Origin of the sequence: Bacillus cereus group sp. BfR-BA-01380 (assembly GCF_022663535.1) — a bacterium.
Taxonomy (GTDB): Bacteria; Bacillota; Bacilli; order Bacillales; family Bacillaceae_G; genus Bacillus_A; species Bacillus_A cereus_BB.
The window spans coordinates 154,770-177,253 of sequence record NZ_JAKUFS010000003.1; the positions used below are offsets into that span (position 1 = coordinate 154,770).

A 22,484-nucleotide genomic window follows, 5' to 3' on the forward strand; every position below is an offset into this window, starting at 1 on the left:
TTATTCAAAATCCGCAAAACGATGCAAATTTATCTTTTCTCCAACCATAACTAAACCATCCCCTTCTTGCACAACTTCATCTGGGGAAGGAGAAATATTGATTCTCCCCTTACTTTTAATCGCAATTACATTTACATTTAACTTCGCTCGAATATCCAGTTCTTTAAGACTTTTTCCTGACATACTGGAAGGTACCTTAATTTCTTCAACATTGTAATCTTTGGCGAGTTCAATGAAATTAAGAACATTCGGTAACATAAGCTGATGGGCTACACGCTCGCCCATATCCCACTCAGGAAATACGACCCAGTCTGCTCCTATCTTCTCCAACACTTGGCCATGGCGTTTATTAAGCGCCTTGACTACAACTTTGTTTACTCCTAATTCCTTTAGTACTAAAACTGTTAAAATACTTGCTTGAATATCATTTCCAATTGCTACGATAACTGTATCAATATTCCGAATGCCGATTGCTTTTAATGCCTCTTCATCTGTCGCATCAGCGATAACAGCATGTGTGGCAGCGTCCTCAAGCTCATTTACACGTCTTTCATTGCTGTCTATCGCTAATACTTCATTTCCTGCTTCTACTAATGTATTTACAATACTTGAACCAAACCTTCCTAATCCAATGACTGCGTATTGCTTTTTCATATTTCTATCGCTCCTCTAAGGATGAATGAAAATCTAACCAATCATAATTTTTCCTTTCGGATAACGGAACGGATCTGAATTTCTTCGAAGTGTAACGGCAAAAGCGATTGTCAATGGACCTACCCTTCCAGCAAACATCGTTAAAATAATGATGATTTTTCCAAGCGGAGATAATTCAGGAGTCAGTCCCATAGAAAGTCCTACTGTTCCAAAAGCAGAAGTTGCTTCAAAGAGAATCATTAAAAAATCTTTTCCCGGTTCTGTTATTGTTAGCAGCATGACAGCTATCATAACGATAAAAAGACCGGCTAACATAACGGTAAGTGATTTATAAATTGTATCGTATGCAATTCTTTTCCGAAAAAAAATCACATCTTCTTTTCCTTTTATTTGTGACCGTACTGCACCTAAAAGGATTGCAAATGTAGTTGTTTTGATTCCTCCCCCTGTAGATCCCGGAGATGCCCCAATATACATAAGAACAATAATAAGAAAAAGGGTTGAATGATGTAAATCGGAAATACTTAGCGTATTCGCTCCAGCTGTTCTCGGTGTGATAGCTTGAAATAAAGAAGCTAAAAATTTACCAAACGCGGATAACGGTTGTAACGTTTTTGGATTATGAAATTCCAACAAGAAAATAAGAATCGTTCCTACTACTATTAGCAGAGAACTTGTAAAAAGAACTACCTTCGTATGTAAGGAAAGGCGCCTTATCTGTCTATATTCATATACCTCATTCATTACGATAAAACCAATACCGCCTAATGTAATTAATGCACAGACTACCAATGTAACAATTGGATCTTCTACATACATAGTCAAGCTTTTAAACTCTCCCATTATATCGAATCCTGCATTATTAAAATTTGAAACGGCATGGAATATCCCGTAATACAACGCCTTGGAAAGCGGCATATCAAACGCAAAACGAATCGCTAATAAAATCCCGCCAATGAATTCAATCACGACTGTAAAAATAAGAATTCTTTTTGCCAAACGAACAATGCCCGCAATGGATACATAGTTCAACGCCTCTTGTAATAACAACCGTTCTTTAAGAGAAATCCTTTTTCCTAACAAAACAGCAAAAAAGATAGCAAACGTCATAAATCCTAAACCACCTACTTGAATAAGAAACAATATAACGAGTTGGCCAAACAACGTGAAAGTTGTTCCCGTATCCACTACGACAAGCCCAGTTACACATGTAGCAGACGTAGCTGTAAACAATGCATTTAACCACGGAAGACCTTGACCGTCTTCCGTCGCAACTGGAAGCGTTAAAAGGAGCGTGCCGATGAAAATAATGAAAGCGAATCCTGCTACTAACGTTTTCGGAGGATCCATATAAATTATTTTTTGTTTGTTATTCATAGTTGTTTCTCCTATACATTTTTTTAGGAAAAATGCTCTTCTATTCTTTCTTCACATAAAACACCTAACATATATGTAAATAGTTGATAAGATAAAGTGAAACTTTAATCAGTGGGGGTTTTCTTCATCCCCCACTGATTATTAGTTGAACCAATCGGGCTTTTACGGGCAGTTTATCTCCCACCTAACTTCTTTGCTTTCGCTGAATTTTGAGGTGGGAGTATTACTGCCCGTTAATGCGGGATAATGGATATCATCATCCCTACTAACAAATCAATTGTATGAAAATCAATATGATGAATAGCTGTTTTTTGATCGATGCCACCGAAGACTACCATAATCTTTGTATGTACTTTATTGTAACGATTGCTGTATTTTTTATTCACGGCAAAGAACCCTGTCTCTGAACAGGGTTCTTTTGATAAACAAAAAAATATTTCTTAAATAAACGCTTGCTTATGTAACATTCATTTGTTTCGACTTAAGTTAATTCTTTCTTTTTCTTATTATATTGTGAATAGGAATACAGGAAGAAAAAGACTGCGATAATACACATCCATGGTGGTAAAAAGCGAAACATCGCAAATGGAGTTTCAAATAAAAAAGCACTCCAAAATGCTGTCCCTTCCTTTTCCCATAATCCCTCTGTTAAATAGCTCGCTTTAGGATTTAACAAATGAGAAAAAAACGGACCATCAACTAACATGTTTATGTAAATAAAAAGTATCACCACAAGTCCAAGCGAATAGTTCATCAATCTCCTGTAAAAAGCGAATTGAGACGCTTGATCAGAGAACATTTCATCACGTCCATCCTCTTTCTTTTGCCAATATTGTATTCTACCGAAACGACTACCGCTAACATGCTCCCATCCAAATTCTTCATGTGTTGCGATATATTCATTGTATTTTTCCTTGCTCATACAATCTCGACAGTCCAGGCGCATTACTTTTTTAACATTTGTTTTTTCAAATGTATATCCCCCAAGCAGATTGACGCCGGTACATGTATAACCTTGAGAAAGCATATCATTTAACCAAATTTGTTCGTTTAAAATATTTGTGAATAACTTATATTTCTTCATCGAATTCCCTCATTTCATAGAGTGATAATATATGCTGCAACCGTCTTTTTTCTATTCTTAAAATTTCTTCTCCAGTATGTGTAATCTGGTATATTTTACGTCGTCCAGTTTCACCTGGTACTGGTTCAATCCAATCATGTTTACTTAAGTTTTCGATTGCACCATAGAGCGTGCCAGCTGCTAAAATTACGTCACCTTTACTCATTCGTTCTATTTTTTGCATAATTGCATAGCCATGTAACGGCTCTCGTAACGCTAATAAGATATAATACATCGTTTCGGATAATGGCAGTAATTTATGCTTTATCATTCATTCACCTCCAGATATTAAGTTCAACTATATAGTTGAACTTAACACTTATTATATACAGTTCAACTATACATTTCAACTGTATAGTTGAATTACACAAAAAAACACGCACTAATTTCGCTCAGCGCATGTTATAACCAGAGTTTTTAATTACAGAATGATATTGATTTAGACCTCTTTCCTACTCAAAAAATTCCTCCTATGTCCACTCACATATAGGCGTTTACCTACATACATTAAAGTAAATGTATTTTAGGAGGTGTCATACATTGCGAAAAATTCTAGCGTGTTTTTTAATTGTTTTCCTTACTGCCTTTACGTTTGTTGCATGTAATAAAAAAGAAGAAAGTGCAAAGGTAGAGAAAGTGCGCGTTGGTGAGGTGACACATTCATTATTTTATGCTCCGTTATATGTCGCCATGGAAAAAGGATTTTTTAAAGATGAAGGATTAGAAATTGATCTGCAAACAACTGCCGGCGGCGATAAAACGATGACCGCTTTATTATCAAATGGCATCGATGTTGCACTTGTCGGTTCAGAAACGTCCATCTATGTTTATGCGCAAGGAGCAAAAGATCCGGCAATTAACTTTGCCAGGTTGACACAAACAGATGGAACATTTCTCGTTTCCCGTAAAAAACTTGATTCTTTTAACTGGAATGATCTGAAAAGCACAACTTTCCTCGGTCAGCGTAAAGGCGGGATGCCCCAAATGGTTGGGGAATACGTACTGAAAAAGCATGGAGTTGATCCGCACAAAGATACAAATTTAATTCAAAATATCGAATTTGCGAATATCGCGAATGCCTTTGCGTCTGGCACTGGTGATTTCGTACAGCTCTTTGAACCGACTGCTAGCATTTTCGAGAAAGAAGGGAAAGGTCATATCGTTGCTTCCTTTGGCGTTGAATCTGGAACAGTTCCGTATACAACCTTTATGGCAAAAGAAAGCTTCTTAAAGAAGAAGAAAGCAACTGCGGAGAAATTCACACGCGCTATTTATAAAGCGCAGCAATGGGTCGATACACATAGCCCAGAAGAAATCGCAAAAGCTGTTGAACCACGCTTTAAAGATACACCGAAAGATATTATGGTAAAAGTCATTGATCGTTATAAACAACAACATTCGTACGCAACGAATCCATCGTTAGACGAGGCAGAGTGGAAACAACTCCAAAGCATTATGAAAGAAGCTGGCGAATTACCGAAAGAAGTGCAACATAAAGAGTTAGTAAACACCTCCATTGCAGAAAGCGTTATTAAGAAGTAGAGGCTCAGACAATGAACTTCCTCCAGCTTTCTAACGTATCTCATTGCTTCTTCTCAAAAGAAAATGCCAGCCTCGTCTTATCGAATATTTCCTTAACAATCGAGGAAGGAGAATTTATCTCCTTCCTCGGTCCAAGCGGCTGCGGCAAAACTACATTACTTTCTATCATTTCAGGCTTACTGCAGCCAATTGAAGGGAGTGTCTTTCTTGATGGTGAATGCGTCACAAAACCAACGTCCTCCATCGGTTATATGCTCCAGCAAGATTACTTATTTCCGTGGAAAACGATTGAAGATAATATCTCCGTCGGCTTACAGATTACGAAAGCATACACATCAAAGACGAAACAACATGCCTTACATCTGTTAGAACAAGTCGGCCTGCAGGGAGTTGAGAAGCAATATCCGCGTGAATTATCAGGTGGAATGCGCCAACGCGCTGCTCTCGTCCGTACACTCGTAACGAACCCGAAAATATTATTACTAGACGAACCATTCTCTGCACTTGATTATCAAACAAAATTAAAATTAGAAGAACTCGTTTTTTCTATTTTAAAAGAATATAAGAAAACATCACTTCTCGTTACCCATGACATTGAAGAGGCCATTGCGATGAGCGATCGTATTTACTTGTTACAACCGAAACCAGGCCGCATTGCCAACGTGTTTTCTGTTCCAGAAACCATTCGCTCCCTCTCGCCATTTGAAGCACGTCAGCACCGTGATTTTCCTTCATTCTTCCAATTAATATGGAAGGAGTTGGAACAACTTGGATAATATAAAAGAATTTCATCAAAGCTTTCAAAAACGTGAAACAAAGCGGACAATTGCCGTTCGAACATTGCAGCTGCTCATGCTCATTCTCTTTTTCGCATTATGGGAAGTCGCTAGCCGAAACGAGTGGATTGATCCATTATTATTTAGCTCACCTTCTAGCATCTTTCATTTACTCATCACAAAATGGCAAGATCATTCCCTTTGGCCGCACATATATACAACACTCCTTGAAACGTGTCTCGGCTTTATCCTTGGAACACTTCTTGGCACATGCATTGCAACCTTTTTATGGTGGAGTCCTTTCATTGCCCGTGTACTCGATCCGTACCTTGTCGTCTTAAACGCAATGCCAAAAGTAGCGCTCGGGCCAATTATTATCGTCATCTTCGGTCCAAATATTTCATCTGCAGTGGCGATGGGCGTCATCATTTCCATCATCGTTACGATCCTTGTCATTTATAGTGCCTTTCAAGAGGTAGACGCCAATTATTTGAAAGTCATGCAAACTTTTGGTGCAAACAAATGGCAATGTTACAAACAGGTTATCTTACCGTCATCGTTCCCTGCGATTATTTCCACATTAAAAGTAAACGTCGGTCTCTCTTGGGTCGGGGTCATTTTCGGAGAACTACTCATTTCAAAAGAAGGGCTTGGCTATTTAATTAGCTATGGTTTTCAAGTCTTTAACTTTACACTCGTCTTGCTGAGCGTCCTTCTCACATGTATTCTCGCAACACTTATGTATGTGCTTGTCGCAGCATTTGAAAAATTCATTACGCGCACGAAAAAAGCAACCTAAGTTAACTAGGTTGCTTTTCTTATTAGTCACGAATAACTTGTGTTCCTGCAATCAAATCGTGAATAGAGCGTTTATCTTGTCGCAGTGCTACCATAAATGCACTTACGATAATAGCAATTCCAAATGTAATTCCATATACAAATCCAGCTAATAGGTAACGTTTTAACGTAGTCCAAATCGTAATTTCCTTTCCATCAATACATACAATTCGAATATTTAGCGCTTTCTTACCTACTGTAAACCCTGCCCATACAATTGGAACGATTAAGTAGTATAGTGTTGATAAACTACTTACTATTTTATCTGATGCCTCTTCAGATACACCTAATAACATAAAAATCACCACAAATGGAACCATCAATAATCCATCAATAATATTGGCTCCAAATCGTCTCCAAAACCCAGCTAGTTGTTGATCCATATTATACGCTCCTTTTCTCTTACATATTCTAGTTTAGCAATATATTATAAATTGTCTTAAACCCAATAAGGTTAACAAAAACGTGTTCTTAAAAATCACTTAATAAACAACAACACTTATATAAAACATTTTTTGCAACATCTTAAAACTACAAACCTTTACTATATTACAGTATAACAGATTTAGGGATAATTTTACGTTTCCCCCCTTATTATTCTATTAATTAAGATAATTCACTTTTTCCACATCAAATTAACAGGGGTACTCACTCATTACCATTTCCACAAGTGGTATTTTAAATGCGCCTAAGCACACAGGAATGATAAGTGCAAAAACAAGAAAACTCCCTTGAACTATTTGCTTTTTCCATTGCGATTCTGGGGCAAACTTTTGATAAAAGTAACAGAAAAGAATAGATATAAATAAACATTAAAAACCAATCAAAGGAGGATATAGCTGTAACATTACTATAGGTGGAAACTCAGCATTTGGAGCGTCTAAAAACATAGAAACACCAAATACAGTTAACAAAAATATTCCCAAATTAGTCCCATAAAAAGATATGATTAATATAGTTACACTATTATTCATAACTGATGCATTCTCTCCCTATTACATAATGACTTTATCTCATTTTTTCATTTTATGCTTCTTCCACTTCCTCCGAAATTTGCTGTAACCCCGCCAGCACTTCCGCTCTCATTTTCACAAGCTCTGGGAATTGATAAAAGAAAGCAATCTTTTGATACTTTACTTCTTTTGCTTGTTTCACTTTGTTAGAATCTTGTAAAATAAACGCTGTAAATGTATCGGCAATATCTTCTGCGACGTTCGTTGTTGCATATTCAGAAACAAATTTGTCTTCATGTTCTTTAAAAAACTGGATTTGCGCTTCTACATCTGTTTCAACTTTTTTCTCTTTCCATTCACTTTCAAGTGGTTTCCAAAACTGTTCATAAAATTGATTCACATACGACTCTTTCTTTGTACAACCTTCTGTTAAAAACAGCGTCGTACATTTCGCTTCATATGCCGAGACATCTTGTTCTTCTGTAACAGCTTTTACATACTTTTTATCTACAGGAATTTGCGTTTTGTTTAACGTTAAAACGTGAGCAGTTTCATGAATTAACGTTTTCACCACTTCATTTATATTAATATTAGAATCTAGCGCATCTAAACTTAATATCCAGTCTTCAGGTTTGTGTTCATTTTGCATCACATGCGCAACGATATGATCATATCCATCCGATACAATATCAAATTCTTTTATATTCTCCCTATATTTTGCTGGAATGAGAAGACTGTACATGTCCCATAATGTTTGGTGATAATCTGTATCTTCATGAAATGCGCTAATTTCTTCCCTCGCCTCTTTATCATCAGCAAAGACTTTCTGTAATCTTTTTTTATCTAGCTTTTCAAAATATGGATCTATTAATTCATTGTTATCAATATAATAAGATGCTAAAAAGAAGTAACGTTCGTCATCTCCTCTTTGTTCTTCATAAGCTGCTAATTCTTCTTTATTTTCTACTTCTGTATGTGTTTCTAGTTCAGAGATTCCTTGCATGTTTTTATTAATTTTACTAAGGAATGCATCCCCGGTTTTTAAACACTCTTCTTTTGTTTTACATACTTCTTTTGCAACATCATTTGCTTTACTACAGCTACTAATCAAGCAAATAAATATGAGCAAAAATAAAAAATGAATATGGTGTTTCCTCATAACATCCTCCTTGCAATCTATTATGTCATTGAAATCATAATCAATTTTGGCAAAGGATACAATAATATGATTTAACTATATACATACAAGTTGATAAAAACCTTTTCTTTTTAGGGTAGGAGAGAGGATCTGGCCATGCATAGAAACAGTCAGGGCCTTTTTCTGCCATATGCGGGGTTTAAAACAAAGGGAGCATCTGACTGCGCATAGAAACGGTCAGGGCCTTTTTTAAAAACAATAGGAGAAATGCTACATAGCAGTGGCTTATATGTCAAAAAAGCAAAATGAATTTATATAAAGTGAAACTTCCGTCAGTGGGGGTTTTCTTCATCCCCCACTGACGGAAAGCTCTCACCAATCGGGCTTTTACGGGCAGTTATCCCCCACCTATCTTCTTTAGAAAAGCGGAAGTGGCTCGTTCAGAATGTGAGGGGGATGGAGCTTCTGACGTAGAGGTGTTTTTTACCTCGTAGGAAGAAGCGAAGCCACCGAACATTCTAGCCACTGGAGCTGGACAACGATTCTCTCTCAATCTTGAGGTGGGGGTCTTACTGCCCACGAATAGCGGGATAAACACTGCAACTATTTATCCCATACTAACAAACCTACTTCTGTAAAAATAAAAAAAGAAATCGGTTGCTCTACTTCGTAAAACAGCCGATTTCTTCTATATGCTGCATTGTGCGCGCTAGTACGTCATCGCGCATAATGAAACTGAAGCGTCTATTTTCTTTAATGTCCTCTGGAATATGTGTCAATAGTACAGATCCCTTCGTTTCTTCATAGTGCGTATGTTGTTCTACGGCACTAATTGTTGCAAAATAAATGTTTTTAATGATTATTTTGTCTTTTCCGGATACTTTATATTGTCCGATATACGTTAAGCTCGACACAATACCGCCCGTTTCTTCATGAACTTCACGAGCTGCCGCTTCTTCTGGTGTTTCCCCCTCTTCTACCTTTCCACCTGGAAATTCAATACCACGGCGTAAATGATGGGTTAACAACCATTGATCTCCGTACCGGCACACAACCCACACATGCTTTGGTTCAGGAGAAAATGGGTAACGTTCAAACGATAATTGTACAGTGTTATGATAGTAATCTTTAAATGTGTACATGCCCTACTCCCCTATTGATGGTTACAAGTTTCTTACCATAAATTGTAGCACATTCTGACTAGTATGACTAATCTTATCCTATCATAACCCATCGATAATACCCATTTGCGCAATTAACTCTTTCGCTTCATTGTCCCCAAGCTCGTAGATCATTCGATATGCTTGTTGCAGCTGTTCATCATACCGGTCATTATTGGAATCATGATGATATTCTACAAACGGCACATGCGAACGTACAAACGTCCCAAGATCTTCACGATACGCGTTATCAAAATACTCGCGCAGCCTAAGAATTTCCTCATCCGTCGCTTCAATCGTAAAACTATATGTATTGGCCGTTTTCATTTGTGAAATTTCGCCATTTGCTACTGAAATATAGTATATTTTCTTATCCATAGAACGTCCCTTCTTTCACCTACTTTACTTTCTATTGTTTTCATTTTTTACAAAAATATGTAAAATACAATATAAACAATGTTAAAATAAAGATACATATGGATTCGACTAATAATAATCCAGATTAAGAAGAAAAGGATAGGGGAGAGAAATAAGATGCTAACTGGATTGCGGATTTTCTTTGGACTGCTCACAATCGCCATCAGTATATACAGTTTATCTACCGAGGATGTTTCACTTATGCCTTACATGCAATTGTCTCTTGCTTTCATGTTTATCATCATCGGCATTTCCGAAAGAAAAGCTAAACGAAAAGACATGGGCATGCTATCTTTTTTCGTTGCTGGCTTCCTTTTCTTCGTTGTTATATCAATGTTCCTTCGCTAGACGGATACTGTATTCAGTATCACCTTTTTAGTAGTGGGTTTCTGAAATAAAAAACGAATTTCTCCATCTTATTTAAAAGGATTCAGTTAAGAAGGCACGAATATGCTCAAAATATTGCGAATTACTTTTCCCATCATCACGCTACTTTTAGGCGCATTTGGATTTTTTACAGATAACACTCCATTTATTTTACCTTATATGCTCATCTCTTTAGGACTCATGTGTTTCATTTCTAGTATTGAAGAATTTCAAAAACAACAAACATCTACTGGGGTTTTACTATTTCTTACTGGTGCATTGTCAATATATGTTCCACTCTCGCAATTCTTTCACTAAAAACTACCACAAAAAATGATAAGGAGTGCTATCATGCTAAAGATACTTCGCATTCCATTTAGTACAATTGTTGTAATCTTAGCTATTTATTCCTTTTCTCATGAAGGGGACCAGTTACTTTTTTATATACAAATATTTCCAATACCAACCTTTATAACTTGGGGAATATCTGAAATGAAAGAGTAGCGCAAATCAATGGGGATTTTACTCTTTTGTGGTGCTCTCGTTATATCCTTCGTCGCCTTCGTAAAAATGCTCCGGTAATATTCTCACCTCTGGATATCAGCGCTTTTTACAATATATCGACGGAAATAGCATATATATCAGCGCTTTTTGCAATATATCGGCGATGCGACACGAAATAAAGACTCCTCGACAAGGTTCAACATCCATCTATCCACTCTGACCACCCGTGATAACGGGTGGCGTCTATGTTCAATAGCGTATCTTCATATATTTACAATCTAAAAGCATTCCTGTTTTTCTCATGTAATCCATTCCTAAAATCCCATCAAATCCATATGATTCTTTTGTTATTCCAAGCTGGATAAGAAATTTATCCCGCATTAACGGGCAGTAAGACCCCCACCTCAAGATTCAGAGAGAAGCGAGGAAGATAGGTGGGGGATAACTGCCCGTAAAAGCCCGATTGGTTCAACTAACCATCAGTGGGAGATGAAAAAACTCTCCACTGATGGAAGTTTCACTTTATCTAATTGTTGTCTATCAATATTTATATTGGTCATTTCTTGCTCATAACATGGTTCACTATATCCACCGACACCATACATTCGTTTCGGTTTCCCATTCATTACATCTAACTCTATTCCTACATCTGCTAGTACATCTGTATCAAAAATAGTAGTTGCACAGCCTGTATCAAGTAATACATTATCTAGCAAAAGTGTATTCCCATTGTAATGCAATGTAAACGATGCAATCGGAAGGCCATGTTCCATTCTAATATTCATACTCGTCCTCGCACACCAATAAACTGCTGCTCTTCCACTTCAATCTCTTCTTTACTCGTATGAAATATATAAAACTCTCTTTTAGGAAACTCGCGATGTAATTTCTTATAAGCATTCCATGCATCACTTGTACTTTTGTACTCATCTATCACAGACATTTCTTGAATCATACGCCTATTGTCTTTTGAATATACAGAAACAGCCTCTATAAGTACAAATGTATGAGGATACTTCCTTCTTACTTCTGACCAGTTCATTACAACCGCCTCCTTTTCTTATCATTAGTGTAGCATACTTATTTCTACTCGATGAAATTGGCTTTTTCCTTATTTATAACTAGAAAAAGCTGCCTTCCCCAGGCAGCTTTCCCACGTATTATCCAAACACTTTCTCAAGTTCGTCTTTATCTTGGCTTAACCAGAAATTCATTAAGCGTTTTGCGCCTTCTAAGTCATGAAGTTTCGCTTGGCCGCACTGTGTTTCGTTTGCCGCAGGAATTTCTGTAATTTTCACTGCGTCTTGCAGTGTTAACTCTAATAAATCGATGACTTCGCGTACTGTTGGTGTACCGCTTACGACAAGATAATATCCTGTTTGGCAGCCCATTGGCGAAATATCAATAATATCAAAGTGTGGATAACGATCGATATATTTACGTAAGTTAAATGCTAATAAATGCTCTAGCGTATGAATGACATCTGGCTTCATCGCTTGTTTATTTGGTTGGCAAAAACGAATATCAAACTTATTTACGATACCGTCTTTTCCTACTTGATGAACACCGCAATGTCTTACATAAGGCGCTTTTACAATTGTATGATCTAATTCAAAGCTTTCTACTGATGGCATAGTCATCTCTCCCGCTTTTATTTTAAATCCCTATATATCCAATATGATATAACGGAATTGCGAATTAGTAAAGTATTATGTACAGACCGTGCTATAATACTTACAGCATATGCAGGAAAGGAGCTTATTATGAAACGCATTTCCATCGGTATTATTCGCTTTTACCAAAAGTTTATTTCTCCGATGACGCCGCCAACGTGCCGCTTCCATCCCACATGTTCTCACTACGGGCTTGAGGCTATTCAAACTCACGGCGCATTAAAAGGAAGTTGGCTTACAGTAAAACGCATCTTGAAATGCCACCCATTTCATCCAGGCGGATTCGATCCTGTCCCTGAGAAAAAAGAGAAGAAGAATTAACCTTCGTAACCATTCACAACAATATCTAATTTTCCAGTGTCCGGATGAATAACAAGTCCGTGTACAGGCACTTCAGTTGGCATAAGCGGATGGTTGCGAAGTATAGAAACACTGTGCTCTACGCTTTCTTCTACACTTGAGAATCCACGTAAAAACTTCTCTAAATCGATTCCAGAATAACGAAGTGTGTCTAGTTTCTCTTCTGAAACACCGCGCTCTTTCATCTTTTCAATTGTGCTGCTCGCTTGAATTTTCGCCATCCCGCAATCATGGTGACCAACTACACAAACCTCATCAGCACCAAGTTCATAAACCGCAACTAAAATACTGCGCATAATACTTCCAAATGGATGCGAAATAACAGCGCCAGCTACTTTAATAATTTTCACGTCACCGTTACGCATGTTCATCGCTTTTGGCAATAGTTCTACAAGACGCGTATCCATACATGAAATAATCACCATTTTTTTATTTGGAAATTTTCCTGTTACGTATTCTTCATACTTTTTACTTTCAACAAATTCATTATTATATTGCAAAATCTCTTCTAGCGCTTTCATAGTCAATCCCCCTTTTTCTTTATTTACCTACAATGCAAGTGTACCAAAGAACAAAAAAAACAAAAAATGTATTGTTTTATCCTAAGAATATAATTTTTCAGACAACAGTCATAATTCTTCCATAATTTCCACACAGTTCTGTAACAACTACCTCAGAATTTGCTCACCTTTTCACTATAAACTAAATGTAGATAATGAAAAGAGGGAGTGAGCTTTATTATGTCCGACGTTCTGTTACTGAGTCGTTTTCAATTTGCAATTACAATTTTTTATCATTTCTTATTTGTACCGTTAACACTCGGACTTGTTATTTTAGTAGCGTGTATGGAAACGCAATATGCACGTACATTAAATCCAACATATCGTAAAATGGCGAATTTCTGGGGTAAGTTATTTACGATTAACTTCATAATGGGAATTATCACCGGGATTACGATGGAATTCCAGTTCGGAACAAACTGGTCTGAGTACTCCAAATATATGGGAGATATTTTCGGATCTCCATTAGCAATAGAAGCACTTGTTGCCTTCTTCCTAGAATCTACTTTCATGGGAATTTGGTTGTTCGGTAAAGATAAAATTTCACCAAAATTCCGTGCTTTCTCTATGTGGATGGTCGCAATTGGAACAAACATTTCCGCACTTTGGATCATCACAGCTGACGGCTTCATGCAAAATCCAGTTGGCTATGTAGTCCGCAATGGCCGCGCTGAATTAAATGACTTTTGGGCATTAGTTACAAATCCATATGCATGGCATATGTTCTTCCATACTGTTATTAGTTGTTATATCGTTGGTGCATTCTTCGTTATGGCGATTAGTGCATATCACTTACTACGTAAAAATGATGTTGAATTCTTTAAAAAATCATTTAAGTTCGGTTTAATATTTGGTTTATTTGCATCAACTGCAACGCCGTTCATCGGTCACGAATCTGGTGCTTTCGCAGCGAAAATGCAACCTGTAAAAGGTGCAGCAATGGAAGCAGTTTGGGACACTGGGGAAGGAAAAGGCTTCTCAATTATTCAAATTCCTGATGTGAAAAATGAGAAAAACTTCGAAGCATTAACAATTCCAAAACTCGGAAGCTTCTTCTATACAAATTCATTTGATGGAAAAATTGTCGGTTTAAAAGATGTTCCGAAAGAGGATCGTCCGAACGTAAATCTTGTTTATTACAGCTTCCGTTTAATGGTTGCACTTGGCACATTCTTTATGGCACTTACATGGTTTGGCTTCTATTTAAGCCGCAAAGGAAAACTAGAAAGCTCAAAACGTTTCTTAAAAATTACAATGTGGTCTGTATTACTTCCATATGTAGCAATTAACGCAGGTTGGATTGTTACAGAAGCAGGACGTCAACCTTGGACAGTATACAAATTGATGCGAACAGCAGAAGCAGTTTCACCAATTTCTGTACCACAAATTTGGTTCTCTTTAATTAGCTTAGTCTTGTTCTACACTTTACTACTAATTGCTGATGTATACCTTATGTTAAAATTTGCGAAAAAAGGACCTGAAGCATTAGAAGATACTACAGAGGGAGGTGCAGCTCATGTCTCATGATACACTTGCAATTATTTGGTTCGGCTTATGGGGCGTGATTTGGACAGTTTACTTTATTCTCGATGGCTATGCACTTGGTAACGGAATGATTTTCCCATTCGTTACGAAAGATCGCCAAGAACGCAATCAGCTGCAAGAAGCAATTGGACCGTTCTGGGGCGGCAACGAAGTATGGCTAATTACAGCGGGGGGAGCAACATTCGCTGCTTTCCCAATCACATATGCAAACATGTTCAGTTACTTATATACACCATTATTCTTAGTATTACTTGCTCTGTTCGCTCGCGCAGCCGGACTAGAATTCATGCATAAAGATGATTCACCAGTTTGGCAAACTGTTTGTAAATGGACATATGCCGTTGGTAGTTTCTTAATTGCTTTCTTATTCGGCGTTACATTCGCTAACCTTTACTACGGGCTACAAATTGGTAAACATGGCTATGAAGGAAATTTACTTAGCATATTACACCCTTACGGCATTTTAGGCGGCCTGTTCTTCACGGCAATCTTTGTTGTATCGGGTTCACTTTGGGTTATGATTAAAGCGACTGGTGAAGTATCAGATCGTGCTTATACAATTGCGAAACCATTTTCAATGGCAGCAGCAATCATTTTAGCTATCTTCTACGTTGCAACAGCAAATCGTACAAACTTATTCCAAAACTTTACGGAATATCCTGTACTATTCTTAATTCCAGCACTTGCGATGTTGCTAAGTGTTATCGCAATGACAATGGTGTTCAAACGTAAAATTGGTTTAGCTTTCACATTTGTTTGCTTAACAATTGCTACGTTTATGGCAACTGGTTTTGCTGGTATGTACCCAAGAATGCTGCCATCTCGTATTAACGATGCATACAGCACAACATTATTCCAAGCAGCGGGTAGTGAATTAAACTTAAAAATTATGTTCTTTGTCGCAATGGTAATGGTACCAATCGTTATTGGCTATCAATTATGGAGCTACACAATCTTTAAAGAGAAAATTCATAAAGACTCTGCAAAAGGGTATCACTAAAATCGCGAACCATCCTCTATCCGGGGATGGTTTTTTCTATTCATTTCTTTATCTCTTGATATATAATGAAAAAGGAATTCATTGGAAAGTTGAGGTGTTTACAAAATTTATGTTTTTAGAAATTATCACCTTTATTTTACTTATTATTTTTCTATTCTTTTATTTAAGAGATCCAAGAAGTTTAATAATCGGATTTTTATTTAATCTGTTCTTTTGCTCATTCCTTATCCTTTGTCTTTATTTAGGTCTTAGTTCAGATAACGAGATACTTAGAATGATTGCAATTATACCTCTTTTTATCATTGCATTTATGTTAACCTTTGGTATATTCGCTTTAATGATTGGGCTATTTCTTAATGCAAGAATTTTAATACGAAAAGAAGGACGACGGCTTTCAAATTGTTTAACTTTACTAGCTGGACTAGGTATTTTATTTAGTATATTCTTCTTACTATTTGAGCCAATTCGATTTTTATCTCCTCATTTCCGCCCGATTTTTACAGGAGTATTTTTCATTATGGTCTATTTCTTTTTCCATTTATCCAACTTCTTAACAGCTTATTTTCTGTATCAATTCAACAGACCAAGATACAATCAAGATTTCATTATTGTTCTTGGCAGTGGATTAATTCATGATAAAGTGCCACCACTTTTAGCAAGCAGAATTAATAAAGCGATTGATTTTTATTGGAAACAAACAGCTGTTTCTTTTCCACCTACAATCATTTTCTCTGGTGGACAAGGCCCTGATGAAAACATCTCTGAAGCTGAGGCGATGCAAATGTATGCCGTTGAAAAAGGGATTCCTATCCGACATACGATAAAAGAAGATCGTTCCGTTAACACGTATCAAAACATGTTATTTTCAAAGAAAATTATGGATTCACGAAAAGAAGGACAATACAAAAGCATCTTTACGACGAATAATTTCCATCTTTTTCGTGCCGGATTATACGCAAAACAAGCAGGGCTCGATAGCCAAGGAATTGGTTCAAAAACAGCTTTTTATTACTGGCCAAACGCGATGATTCGAGAGTATATTGCGATTGTTGTCATGGGTCGTAAACGCCATACTAAGGTTGTAGGAGTTATCTTAGGATTCTCCGTACTCCTAGCAGCGATTCGTTTTCTATTTTCTTAACACATACAAGAAAAGCGCAAGAAGCATACACCCTGCTTCTTGCGCTTTTTTCTTTACCTTCTTTTCGTAACTTTCCCCGAACCGCCAACTTTTGTTTTCGGAGGCGATGTATTTTTTGGTGGGCTTTTAATTGATGATTTCGGCTGCACATCTGAATCGCTAGAACCACCTGGTGATTTTATGATTTTACCTTTATTTTCCGTAGAAGGTGGAGCATTCTGCGTGCCTTTTTCCGTAATACTTCCTGAATCACCTACCGATGTCTTTGGATCTGCTTTATCACTTCTTTTAATAATAGAACCTGTACCTTGCTTTGTAATTGGCGGTGGTGTTTTCTTCTCTTCTTTTGTCGGTGGTCGCTGCGTAATAACCGGCTTATGATTTTGCCTATCTGTATACCCGCGGTAATCTCCGGGATACGATTTACGCGAATCAAATATATCATGTAATATACTTGCCAGAATATATCCTTCTAAAAAGGATGGCTGATAATTTTGACGAACAAACTCTTTATTACTGATTTCAATTAATGTATCCGACGGTTTTTCTTTATCCTTTTGAAGGTTATAGATTTTGTCAGAATACACAAGGAACATTTGATTTTCGTCTTCTTTAGACGCTTGTTTTGGTTCCTGTTCATCAATTAATTCTTTGGCAACTTGAGGAACTGTCCGATTGGCGGCCCGATACACATAAGATTCTTGCTTACCGTCTTTCGCAACTGATTCTAATGGGTAACGGTCTTGAATCGACTTTCCATTTTGACATCCCGATAAGGCAAAACCTGCAATCACAAGTAACATAACAATGGCAAGTATAGGGATTGCGAATGATTTAATCATGGAAAACAATCGGTTTGACATGATTATCCCCCCTTACGTTGCTCTTATAATTTGTACATCAGCTGAAAGAATTGATTCTCCCTCATACATCATTGTACGTCCATCTTGCCACTCAATGCGAAGCAGCTTTCGATTATCAGATTGGAACTCCCATACGTATTGTTCATCAGATGCTGCAAATGGTGTTTTCCCCATGACAACAACACGTCCATTATATTGTTCTTCCATATGATACTCTATATCATCCATTTCAATTGTCGTTGGAATCTCATTGATTGAATCTAACCGTCCATCAATAGGAGTATACAATTTATAATAAGTGTTTTCGCGATTTTCAATTTTTAAATACCGAATTGTCCTTCCATCTCGTAATGTTAAAATAATTTCATTGCGAGAGTGCATGCTTGTTTTTCCAATCACTTCATACATGACTAATGAAACTTCAATCATGTCACCAGGCGCTAACGTGAGTACCGTTTTCTCAGGTTTAGCAGGTTCCGGACTTTTCATTATATTTTTAATCCGCTTAAATAAACTCATTAATCTCCCATCCTTTTCTCGTTATAGACATGCTGCTAAAATAAGGGCACCGACAACATGTAACGAACCACCTAATACAGCATGTGCTACATACCCTTGCTTCGTTCCCTCTTCTACATCTAAATCAAAGGCTTTTCTCAAAATAAATTCAACAAACATTTGTACAAATAATAAAATTGCAAAAGATACCGCTGATGCAAGTAACGCCTGCCATAAATCGTTTGATTTCGTAATCGATTGCGATAAAATATACCCTTGTGCAAACAACTTCATCGCAAAGCGCGTCGTCACTGCCACATTCCCTTTTTTAATTTCCTCTAAATCTTTATATTTAGTAAAAAGTGAATCAATCCACATCAATAGAAACAAAAGAATAGCGCTTGCACCTGTCCATACAAGCATCGCTAAAATATTCATCCCCGTCATTAAAAAATCACCTCTGAAAAAATAATAGAAAACCGACATGACTTCCTTCTATGACATGTCGGTTCTCTTGCCTATTTTCTATAAATCCATTGTAAATTCCTAACATATAAAGTGAAACTTCCGTCAGTGGGGGGGTTCTTCATCCCCCACTGACGGTTAGTTGAACCAATCGGGCTTTTACGGGCAGTTATCCCCCACCTATCTTCTTTAGAAAAGCGGAAGTGGCTCGTTCAGAATGTGAGGGGGATGGAGCTTCTGACGTAGAGGTGTTTTTTACCTCGTAGGAAGAAGCGAAGCCACCGAACATTCTAGCCACTGGAGCTGGACAACGCTTCTCTCTGAATCTTGAGGTGGGGGTCTTACTGCCCGTTAATGCGGGATAAATCGCCGCTATACAGCATGACCTGCTCTCGCTTTCTCCCTTTATTTTATGCACCTGGCAGGAAAAGGCCATGACCGCCTCTACGCACGGCCAGTTGCTCTCGTCCACCTTAGAAAGAAAGCGGTTCTATGTCATTTTTTCAACTTGTACTTATATAGATTATTTCTCATACTGCTTCATAATACGAGCTAATTCGTCATCTACAGCTGAGTTTTTGTTTAAACTCGCAAATTCGTCATCTAATGATTTTTCTTTTTTATAAATTTCTCCACTTGCTTCTGCTTCTGCTTCTAATTGAAGAGCTTTTTCTTCCATGCGGCTTAAACCTGCTTTTGCTGTATTCGCATCAAAACCAGACATTGCCTGATTAATATTCTTTTGTGCTTTTGCTGCGTTCACACGCGCTACAAGCGTTTCACGTTTATTTCTTAGTTCTGTTAATTGCTTACGCATTTCTTCTAATTTCGCACGAAGATTATCAGCAGCCGCTTTATTTTGCTCATAGCTTGCTTTATATTCATTCATTTTTTGTTCTGCATTTTGCTTTTCTTCTAAAGCACGACGTGCAAGATCAATGTTATTTGCTTGAACAGCCATATGCGCTTGTTCTTCACGTTTCTTTACAAGTGCTTCTTGCTCTTCAAACAACAATTTAAACTTTTTCTCAAGTGCAATTTGAGCTGCTACGCTTTTCTCCGCTTCTTGTACATCCTCTTGCATATCACGTAAATACTGATCCGTCATTTTAACTGGATCTTCTGCTTTTTCAATTAATGCATACACATTCGACATCGTTAAATCTCTTAATCGCTTAAATACAGACATTCAAATTCCTCCTAATAAATTGCTTCATATTTCAAATTCAGTACTTGGAAAACTCAAAAATCTCCCTTTACAGTAAGAATATTCATACTTCAAACCTATGTGTACATTATATCAAAAATAAAATGCTCTCACATCTTGTTTTTTAAATGTACAAGCGATAATATGACATTCCCATCACAACATTTCTACATACTATACACTTACTTTCGATTCCCTCCAAATTCTCTCCTTTTTATCACGTTTTTAACTCTTTGCACTAAAAAACTAACTCGAACGATATATGAAAACTCCCCCTTCAAGATTAAAAAAACTAAAAATCTTGAAGGGGGAGTTAAAGAAAATCCCTACTGATGAACGTTTCAATCTATTCTTTTTTTCTTTACCTTCATTTTACTTACCGTGGATTCAAGTTTACCAACAATCTCTTTTTCAAAAGTTTTATAAAAACCATTATTTGATATCGCAATAAAGAACAACATAAGATAAGTAATTTTTGTATTACCATCTACTAACGTACCTTTAAATCCCCATTCTTCTAACGTTTTCCCTCCTATATTTACTACTGAAAACGCACCTGAAATATAGGTAGCTAAAAAATGCACCTGATAAAACCTTTTTAAAAATGTATTTGAAGCACCTCTCCACATATAGACAAAGTGTAAAAGAATTGAGAATATAACTGACAATATACTAGACATTATTAACATAAAAATAAATACTTCTACTGAATCTGAATCTACAACCTTAGAAATAATCGGGTCTGCAAAATTAATAATTTGCATTCCATATACTATTGCAAATACATATAAAACTAAATAATAGAAAAAAACAAACATATTACTCATCTCCTGAAAATAGTAAATTTAAAATGACTTGTAAGAGTCAGCCGAGATACATATAAAACTAGATCACAATGATACATTATTTACCAAAAAACTATTTTCCGAAGATATTTGTAATATAAACGTTCGTTTTTATTTAAAAATATGAAATATCCTAATTGGTGAACTAAATGCAACAACATGCTGTATCAAAAATTGTCCATAACATGATGAACAGATTACTCTTATTAACAAGTTGAAAAGAAAACAACCATCGGTATACATGAAATAGAGAAAAGTAGAAAGTACAAATCGCCATATCGCATGGTATCCATACACTATGTAAATCCTCCTCCAGCTGAATCTTAATAAAGGTTCATGAAAAACGCCATATTTTCCGTATACTTCTACGAAAAATTAATAATACTCCATTTTTATACACGAAACAACATAAAAAGGAGTCCCCTCATACATAAGTTGGACTCCTTTTCTATAAAGTGAAACTTTATCACATGTTTAACTCTTTTCACTAAATTACATCATTGTAATGTTACTGTAAGCTAAGTCGATAGTTGGAATAACGTTATTCTTATAAAATGAAATCAGAAGCCGAAGTCACAACAAAAAACACTTTTACTTCTCTAAATAAAACAATAGTACACTATAGGTTACATCTTAAAACGCACAGTGTATTTACTATAACGTATACAAAAAGGAGACAAGAAAATGAAGAAATTAGTAGGAATCGGGTTAGCAGCAGCAATTTCATTCGGAGCATTATCTGGTTGTTCTTTATTAGGAGAAAAAGCAAATGGTATGGTCACTTACGGAAGTGAACAACAAGTTACTACAGTAATCGATAAAAACAAATCTGATCTAAAAGAAAAAGACACATACAAAATGAAGCTTGCAACATTAGAAGGTAAGAAAGTACTTGTAATGGATAAGAAGACTGGTGAGAAACTAGTGAAAAAAGAACTACTCAAAAACGTTGAAAAAGATAATACAAAAGCACTTGATACATTACCAACTGTAACAGCGGATCAAGGTGTATTATTCGCGAAAGAAACAATAGAAAACGCAACAATTGATGGAACGAAATTAAAATATGAAGGCAACACAATTATCGGTGATGCTCGTTCTTATGCAGATATGTTTGCAATCGTTGATGACGCTGTATATGGGAAAGTAAATGGTGAAGAGAAATCTGTAGGTGTCCTGAAATTTGATAAGGACCCTAAAGATAAAATCCAAAATACTACTAAAGAAACAGAAGCTGTACAACTTGTTAAAATCAAAAAGTAATCCATAAAAAAAGCTTTGCGAGATTCGCAAAGCTTTTTTCTACTTATTCACAACCTGGTTCATATCAGGGCTACAAATGTTTGACTGACATGATTTATTAAGAGAACATGCTGCACATTTCCCTTTTTTACTTCTCTTTACGAAGTTCATTAGCGTATATCCTGCATATCCAAAAATGACAGCTCCAATTACAATATTGACTATCATTATGATACAT

At 36.5% G+C, this 22,484-nt stretch carries 28 protein-coding genes and 1 pseudogene; 10 read left to right on the forward strand and 19 right to left on the reverse strand.

What is annotated here, in order from left to right:
* The 5 genes and pseudogenes from MR076_RS04085 to MR076_RS04105 form a co-directional block, all read right to left on the reverse strand.
* The gene (locus MR076_RS04085) at nucleotides 1-654 is read right to left on the reverse strand and encodes a potassium channel family protein (RefSeq protein ID WP_242217931.1); all 654 of its coding nucleotides are present in this window, start codon (nucleotides 652-654) and stop codon (nucleotides 1-3) included.
* Nucleotides 655-687: 33 nt separating this feature from the next.
* A pseudogene (locus tag MR076_RS04090) lies at nucleotides 688-2,052 on the reverse strand (TrkH family potassium uptake protein); the annotation flags it as partial.
* A gap of 212 nt (nucleotides 2,053-2,264) precedes the next feature.
* The gene (locus MR076_RS04095) at nucleotides 2,265-2,417 is read right to left on the reverse strand and encodes a hypothetical protein (RefSeq protein ID WP_242218140.1); all 153 of its coding nucleotides are present in this window, start codon (nucleotides 2,415-2,417) and stop codon (nucleotides 2,265-2,267) included.
* Between the two features lie 95 nt (nucleotides 2,418-2,512).
* A complete protein-coding gene (locus MR076_RS04100) occupies nucleotides 2,513-3,115 on the reverse strand; it encodes a DUF2812 domain-containing protein (protein WP_242217934.1) in 603 nt (200 codons plus the stop codon).
* Nucleotides 3,102-3,422, reverse strand: coding sequence for a PadR family transcriptional regulator (locus MR076_RS04105; RefSeq protein WP_242218131.1), 321 nt, complete (start codon nucleotides 3,420-3,422; stop codon nucleotides 3,102-3,104). The genes MR076_RS04100 and MR076_RS04105 overlap by 14 nt, the downstream gene beginning before the upstream one ends.
* Nucleotides 3,423-3,670: 248 nt before the next feature.
* Between MR076_RS04105 and MR076_RS04110 the strand changes: the two genes are divergently transcribed.
* Genes MR076_RS04110 through MR076_RS04120 form a run of 3 tightly spaced genes read left to right on the forward strand, consistent with a single transcriptional unit; the run spans nucleotide 3,671 to nucleotide 6,271 of the window.
* Nucleotides 3,671-4,696, forward strand: coding sequence for an ABC transporter substrate-binding protein (locus tag MR076_RS04110; protein WP_396021648.1), 1,026 nt, complete (start codon nucleotides 3,671-3,673; stop codon nucleotides 4,694-4,696).
* Nucleotides 4,697-4,707: 11 nt separating this feature from the next.
* Nucleotides 4,708-5,472 (forward strand): ABC transporter ATP-binding protein, encoded by a 765-nt coding sequence (locus MR076_RS04115; RefSeq protein ID WP_242217938.1) that lies wholly within the window; start codon nucleotides 4,708-4,710, stop codon nucleotides 5,470-5,472.
* Nucleotides 5,465-6,271 carry an ABC transporter permease gene (locus MR076_RS04120; RefSeq protein WP_242217940.1) on the forward strand — a complete coding sequence of 269 codons (807 nt, stop codon included), beginning with the start codon at nucleotides 5,465-5,467 and terminating at the stop codon, nucleotides 6,269-6,271. The genes MR076_RS04115 and MR076_RS04120 overlap by 8 nt, the downstream gene beginning before the upstream one ends.
* Before the next feature lie 22 nt (nucleotides 6,272-6,293).
* On the opposite strand, the gene MR076_RS04125 is transcribed toward MR076_RS04120, so the two are convergent.
* From MR076_RS04125 to MR076_RS04140, 4 genes are all read right to left on the reverse strand, one after another.
* A complete protein-coding gene (locus MR076_RS04125; RefSeq protein WP_242217942.1) occupies nucleotides 6,294-6,692 on the reverse strand; it encodes an RDD family protein in 399 nt (132 codons plus the stop codon).
* A 643-nt stretch (nucleotides 6,693-7,335) separates the two neighbouring features.
* Complete coding sequence (locus MR076_RS04130; RefSeq protein ID WP_242217943.1) at nucleotides 7,336-8,421, reverse strand: recombinase family protein; 1,086 nt, start codon at nucleotides 8,419-8,421, stop codon at nucleotides 7,336-7,338.
* A gap of 641 nt (nucleotides 8,422-9,062) precedes the next feature.
* Complete coding sequence (gene ytkD, locus MR076_RS04135; RefSeq protein ID WP_242217946.1) at nucleotides 9,063-9,542, reverse strand: RNA deprotection pyrophosphohydrolase; 480 nt, start codon at nucleotides 9,540-9,542, stop codon at nucleotides 9,063-9,065.
* An 81-nt stretch (nucleotides 9,543-9,623) separates the two neighbouring features.
* The gene (locus MR076_RS04140; protein WP_242217947.1) at nucleotides 9,624-9,938 is read right to left on the reverse strand and encodes a hydrolase; all 315 of its coding nucleotides are present in this window, start codon (nucleotides 9,936-9,938) and stop codon (nucleotides 9,624-9,626) included.
* 156 nt (nucleotides 9,939-10,094) lie between these two features.
* Here MR076_RS04140 and MR076_RS04145 point away from each other — a divergent pair, with 156 nt between their 5' ends.
* The gene (locus tag MR076_RS04145; RefSeq protein ID WP_242217949.1) at nucleotides 10,095-10,325 is read left to right on the forward strand and encodes a DUF3953 domain-containing protein; all 231 of its coding nucleotides are present in this window, start codon (nucleotides 10,095-10,097) and stop codon (nucleotides 10,323-10,325) included.
* A 102-nt stretch (nucleotides 10,326-10,427) separates the two neighbouring features.
* Nucleotides 10,428-10,661: a DUF3953 domain-containing protein gene (locus tag MR076_RS04150; protein WP_242217951.1), complete on the forward strand. Its 234-nt coding sequence runs from the start codon at nucleotides 10,428-10,430 to the stop codon at nucleotides 10,659-10,661.
* A 665-nt stretch (nucleotides 10,662-11,326) separates the two neighbouring features.
* Here MR076_RS04150 and MR076_RS04155 read toward each other — a convergent pair.
* From MR076_RS04155 to luxS, 3 genes are all read right to left on the reverse strand, one after another.
* The gene (locus MR076_RS04155) at nucleotides 11,327-11,632 is read right to left on the reverse strand and encodes a hypothetical protein (RefSeq protein WP_242217953.1); all 306 of its coding nucleotides are present in this window, start codon (nucleotides 11,630-11,632) and stop codon (nucleotides 11,327-11,329) included.
* Nucleotides 11,629-11,889, reverse strand: coding sequence for a hypothetical protein (locus tag MR076_RS04160; RefSeq protein ID WP_242217955.1), 261 nt, complete (start codon nucleotides 11,887-11,889; stop codon nucleotides 11,629-11,631). Before MR076_RS04160 ends, MR076_RS04155 begins: the two co-directional genes overlap by 4 nt.
* A gap of 118 nt (nucleotides 11,890-12,007) precedes the next feature.
* On the reverse strand, nucleotides 12,008-12,481 hold the full coding sequence (luxS, locus tag MR076_RS04165; protein ID WP_242217957.1) for an S-ribosylhomocysteine lyase LuxS: 474 nt from the start codon (nucleotides 12,479-12,481) through the stop codon (nucleotides 12,008-12,010).
* Between the two features lie 129 nt (nucleotides 12,482-12,610).
* Here luxS and yidD point away from each other — a divergent pair, with 129 nt between their 5' ends.
* On the forward strand, nucleotides 12,611-12,841 hold the full coding sequence (yidD, locus tag MR076_RS04170) for a membrane protein insertion efficiency factor YidD (protein ID WP_242217959.1): 231 nt from the start codon (nucleotides 12,611-12,613) through the stop codon (nucleotides 12,839-12,841).
* Here yidD and MR076_RS04175 read toward each other — a convergent pair.
* Nucleotides 12,838-13,401, reverse strand: coding sequence for a beta-class carbonic anhydrase (locus MR076_RS04175; RefSeq protein ID WP_242217962.1), 564 nt, complete (start codon nucleotides 13,399-13,401; stop codon nucleotides 12,838-12,840). The two genes, yidD and MR076_RS04175, sit on opposite strands and share 4 nt — an antisense overlap.
* A 219-nt stretch (nucleotides 13,402-13,620) precedes the next feature.
* Here MR076_RS04175 and MR076_RS04180 point away from each other — a divergent pair, with 219 nt between their 5' ends.
* The 3 genes from MR076_RS04180 to MR076_RS04190 all read left to right on the forward strand — a co-directional run bounded on the left by MR076_RS04180 (nucleotide 13,621) and on the right by MR076_RS04190 (nucleotide 17,126).
* Nucleotides 13,621-14,967: a cytochrome ubiquinol oxidase subunit I gene (locus MR076_RS04180; RefSeq protein ID WP_242217963.1), complete on the forward strand. Its 1,347-nt coding sequence runs from the start codon at nucleotides 13,621-13,623 to the stop codon at nucleotides 14,965-14,967.
* Nucleotides 14,957-15,985, forward strand: coding sequence for a cytochrome d ubiquinol oxidase subunit II (gene cydB / locus MR076_RS04185; protein ID WP_242217965.1), 1,029 nt, complete (start codon nucleotides 14,957-14,959; stop codon nucleotides 15,983-15,985). The genes MR076_RS04180 and cydB overlap by 11 nt, the downstream gene beginning before the upstream one ends.
* 109 nt (nucleotides 15,986-16,094) lie before the next feature.
* On the forward strand, nucleotides 16,095-17,126 hold the full coding sequence (locus tag MR076_RS04190) for a YdcF family protein (RefSeq protein ID WP_242217967.1): 1,032 nt from the start codon (nucleotides 16,095-16,097) through the stop codon (nucleotides 17,124-17,126).
* Between the two features lie 53 nt (nucleotides 17,127-17,179).
* On the opposite strand, the gene MR076_RS04195 is transcribed toward MR076_RS04190, so the two are convergent.
* From MR076_RS04195 to MR076_RS04215, 5 genes are all read right to left on the reverse strand, one after another.
* Nucleotides 17,180-17,989, reverse strand: a complete 810-nt coding sequence (locus MR076_RS04195) for a DUF4247 domain-containing protein (protein WP_242217970.1) — start codon at nucleotides 17,987-17,989, stop codon at nucleotides 17,180-17,182.
* A 12-nt stretch (nucleotides 17,990-18,001) separates the two neighbouring features.
* Nucleotides 18,002-18,508, reverse strand: a complete 507-nt coding sequence (locus MR076_RS04200; RefSeq protein ID WP_242217971.1) for a DUF4178 domain-containing protein — start codon at nucleotides 18,506-18,508, stop codon at nucleotides 18,002-18,004.
* Nucleotides 18,509-18,529: 21 nt separating this feature from the next.
* On the reverse strand, nucleotides 18,530-18,934 hold the full coding sequence (locus tag MR076_RS04205; protein ID WP_242217973.1) for a DUF350 domain-containing protein: 405 nt from the start codon (nucleotides 18,932-18,934) through the stop codon (nucleotides 18,530-18,532).
* Nucleotides 18,935-19,475: 541 nt separating this feature from the next.
* A complete protein-coding gene (locus tag MR076_RS04210) occupies nucleotides 19,476-20,141 on the reverse strand; it encodes a PspA/IM30 family protein (RefSeq protein WP_242217975.1) in 666 nt (221 codons plus the stop codon).
* 359 nt (nucleotides 20,142-20,500) lie between these two features.
* Entirely contained in the window at nucleotides 20,501-20,977 is a 477-nt protein-coding gene (locus MR076_RS04215) for a hypothetical protein (RefSeq protein WP_242217977.1), read from the reverse strand.
* Between the two features lie 711 nt (nucleotides 20,978-21,688).
* Here MR076_RS04215 and MR076_RS04220 point away from each other — a divergent pair.
* The gene (locus tag MR076_RS04220) at nucleotides 21,689-22,267 is read left to right on the forward strand and encodes a lipoprotein BA_5634 family protein (protein WP_242217979.1); all 579 of its coding nucleotides are present in this window, start codon (nucleotides 21,689-21,691) and stop codon (nucleotides 22,265-22,267) included.
* A gap of 39 nt (nucleotides 22,268-22,306) precedes the next feature.
* On the opposite strand, the gene MR076_RS04225 is transcribed toward MR076_RS04220, so the two are convergent.
* Nucleotides 22,307-22,474 carry a FeoB-associated Cys-rich membrane protein gene (locus MR076_RS04225; protein ID WP_242217981.1) on the reverse strand — a complete coding sequence of 56 codons (168 nt, stop codon included), beginning with the start codon at nucleotides 22,472-22,474 and terminating at the stop codon, nucleotides 22,307-22,309.
* Nucleotides 22,475-22,484 lie beyond the last annotated feature (10 nt).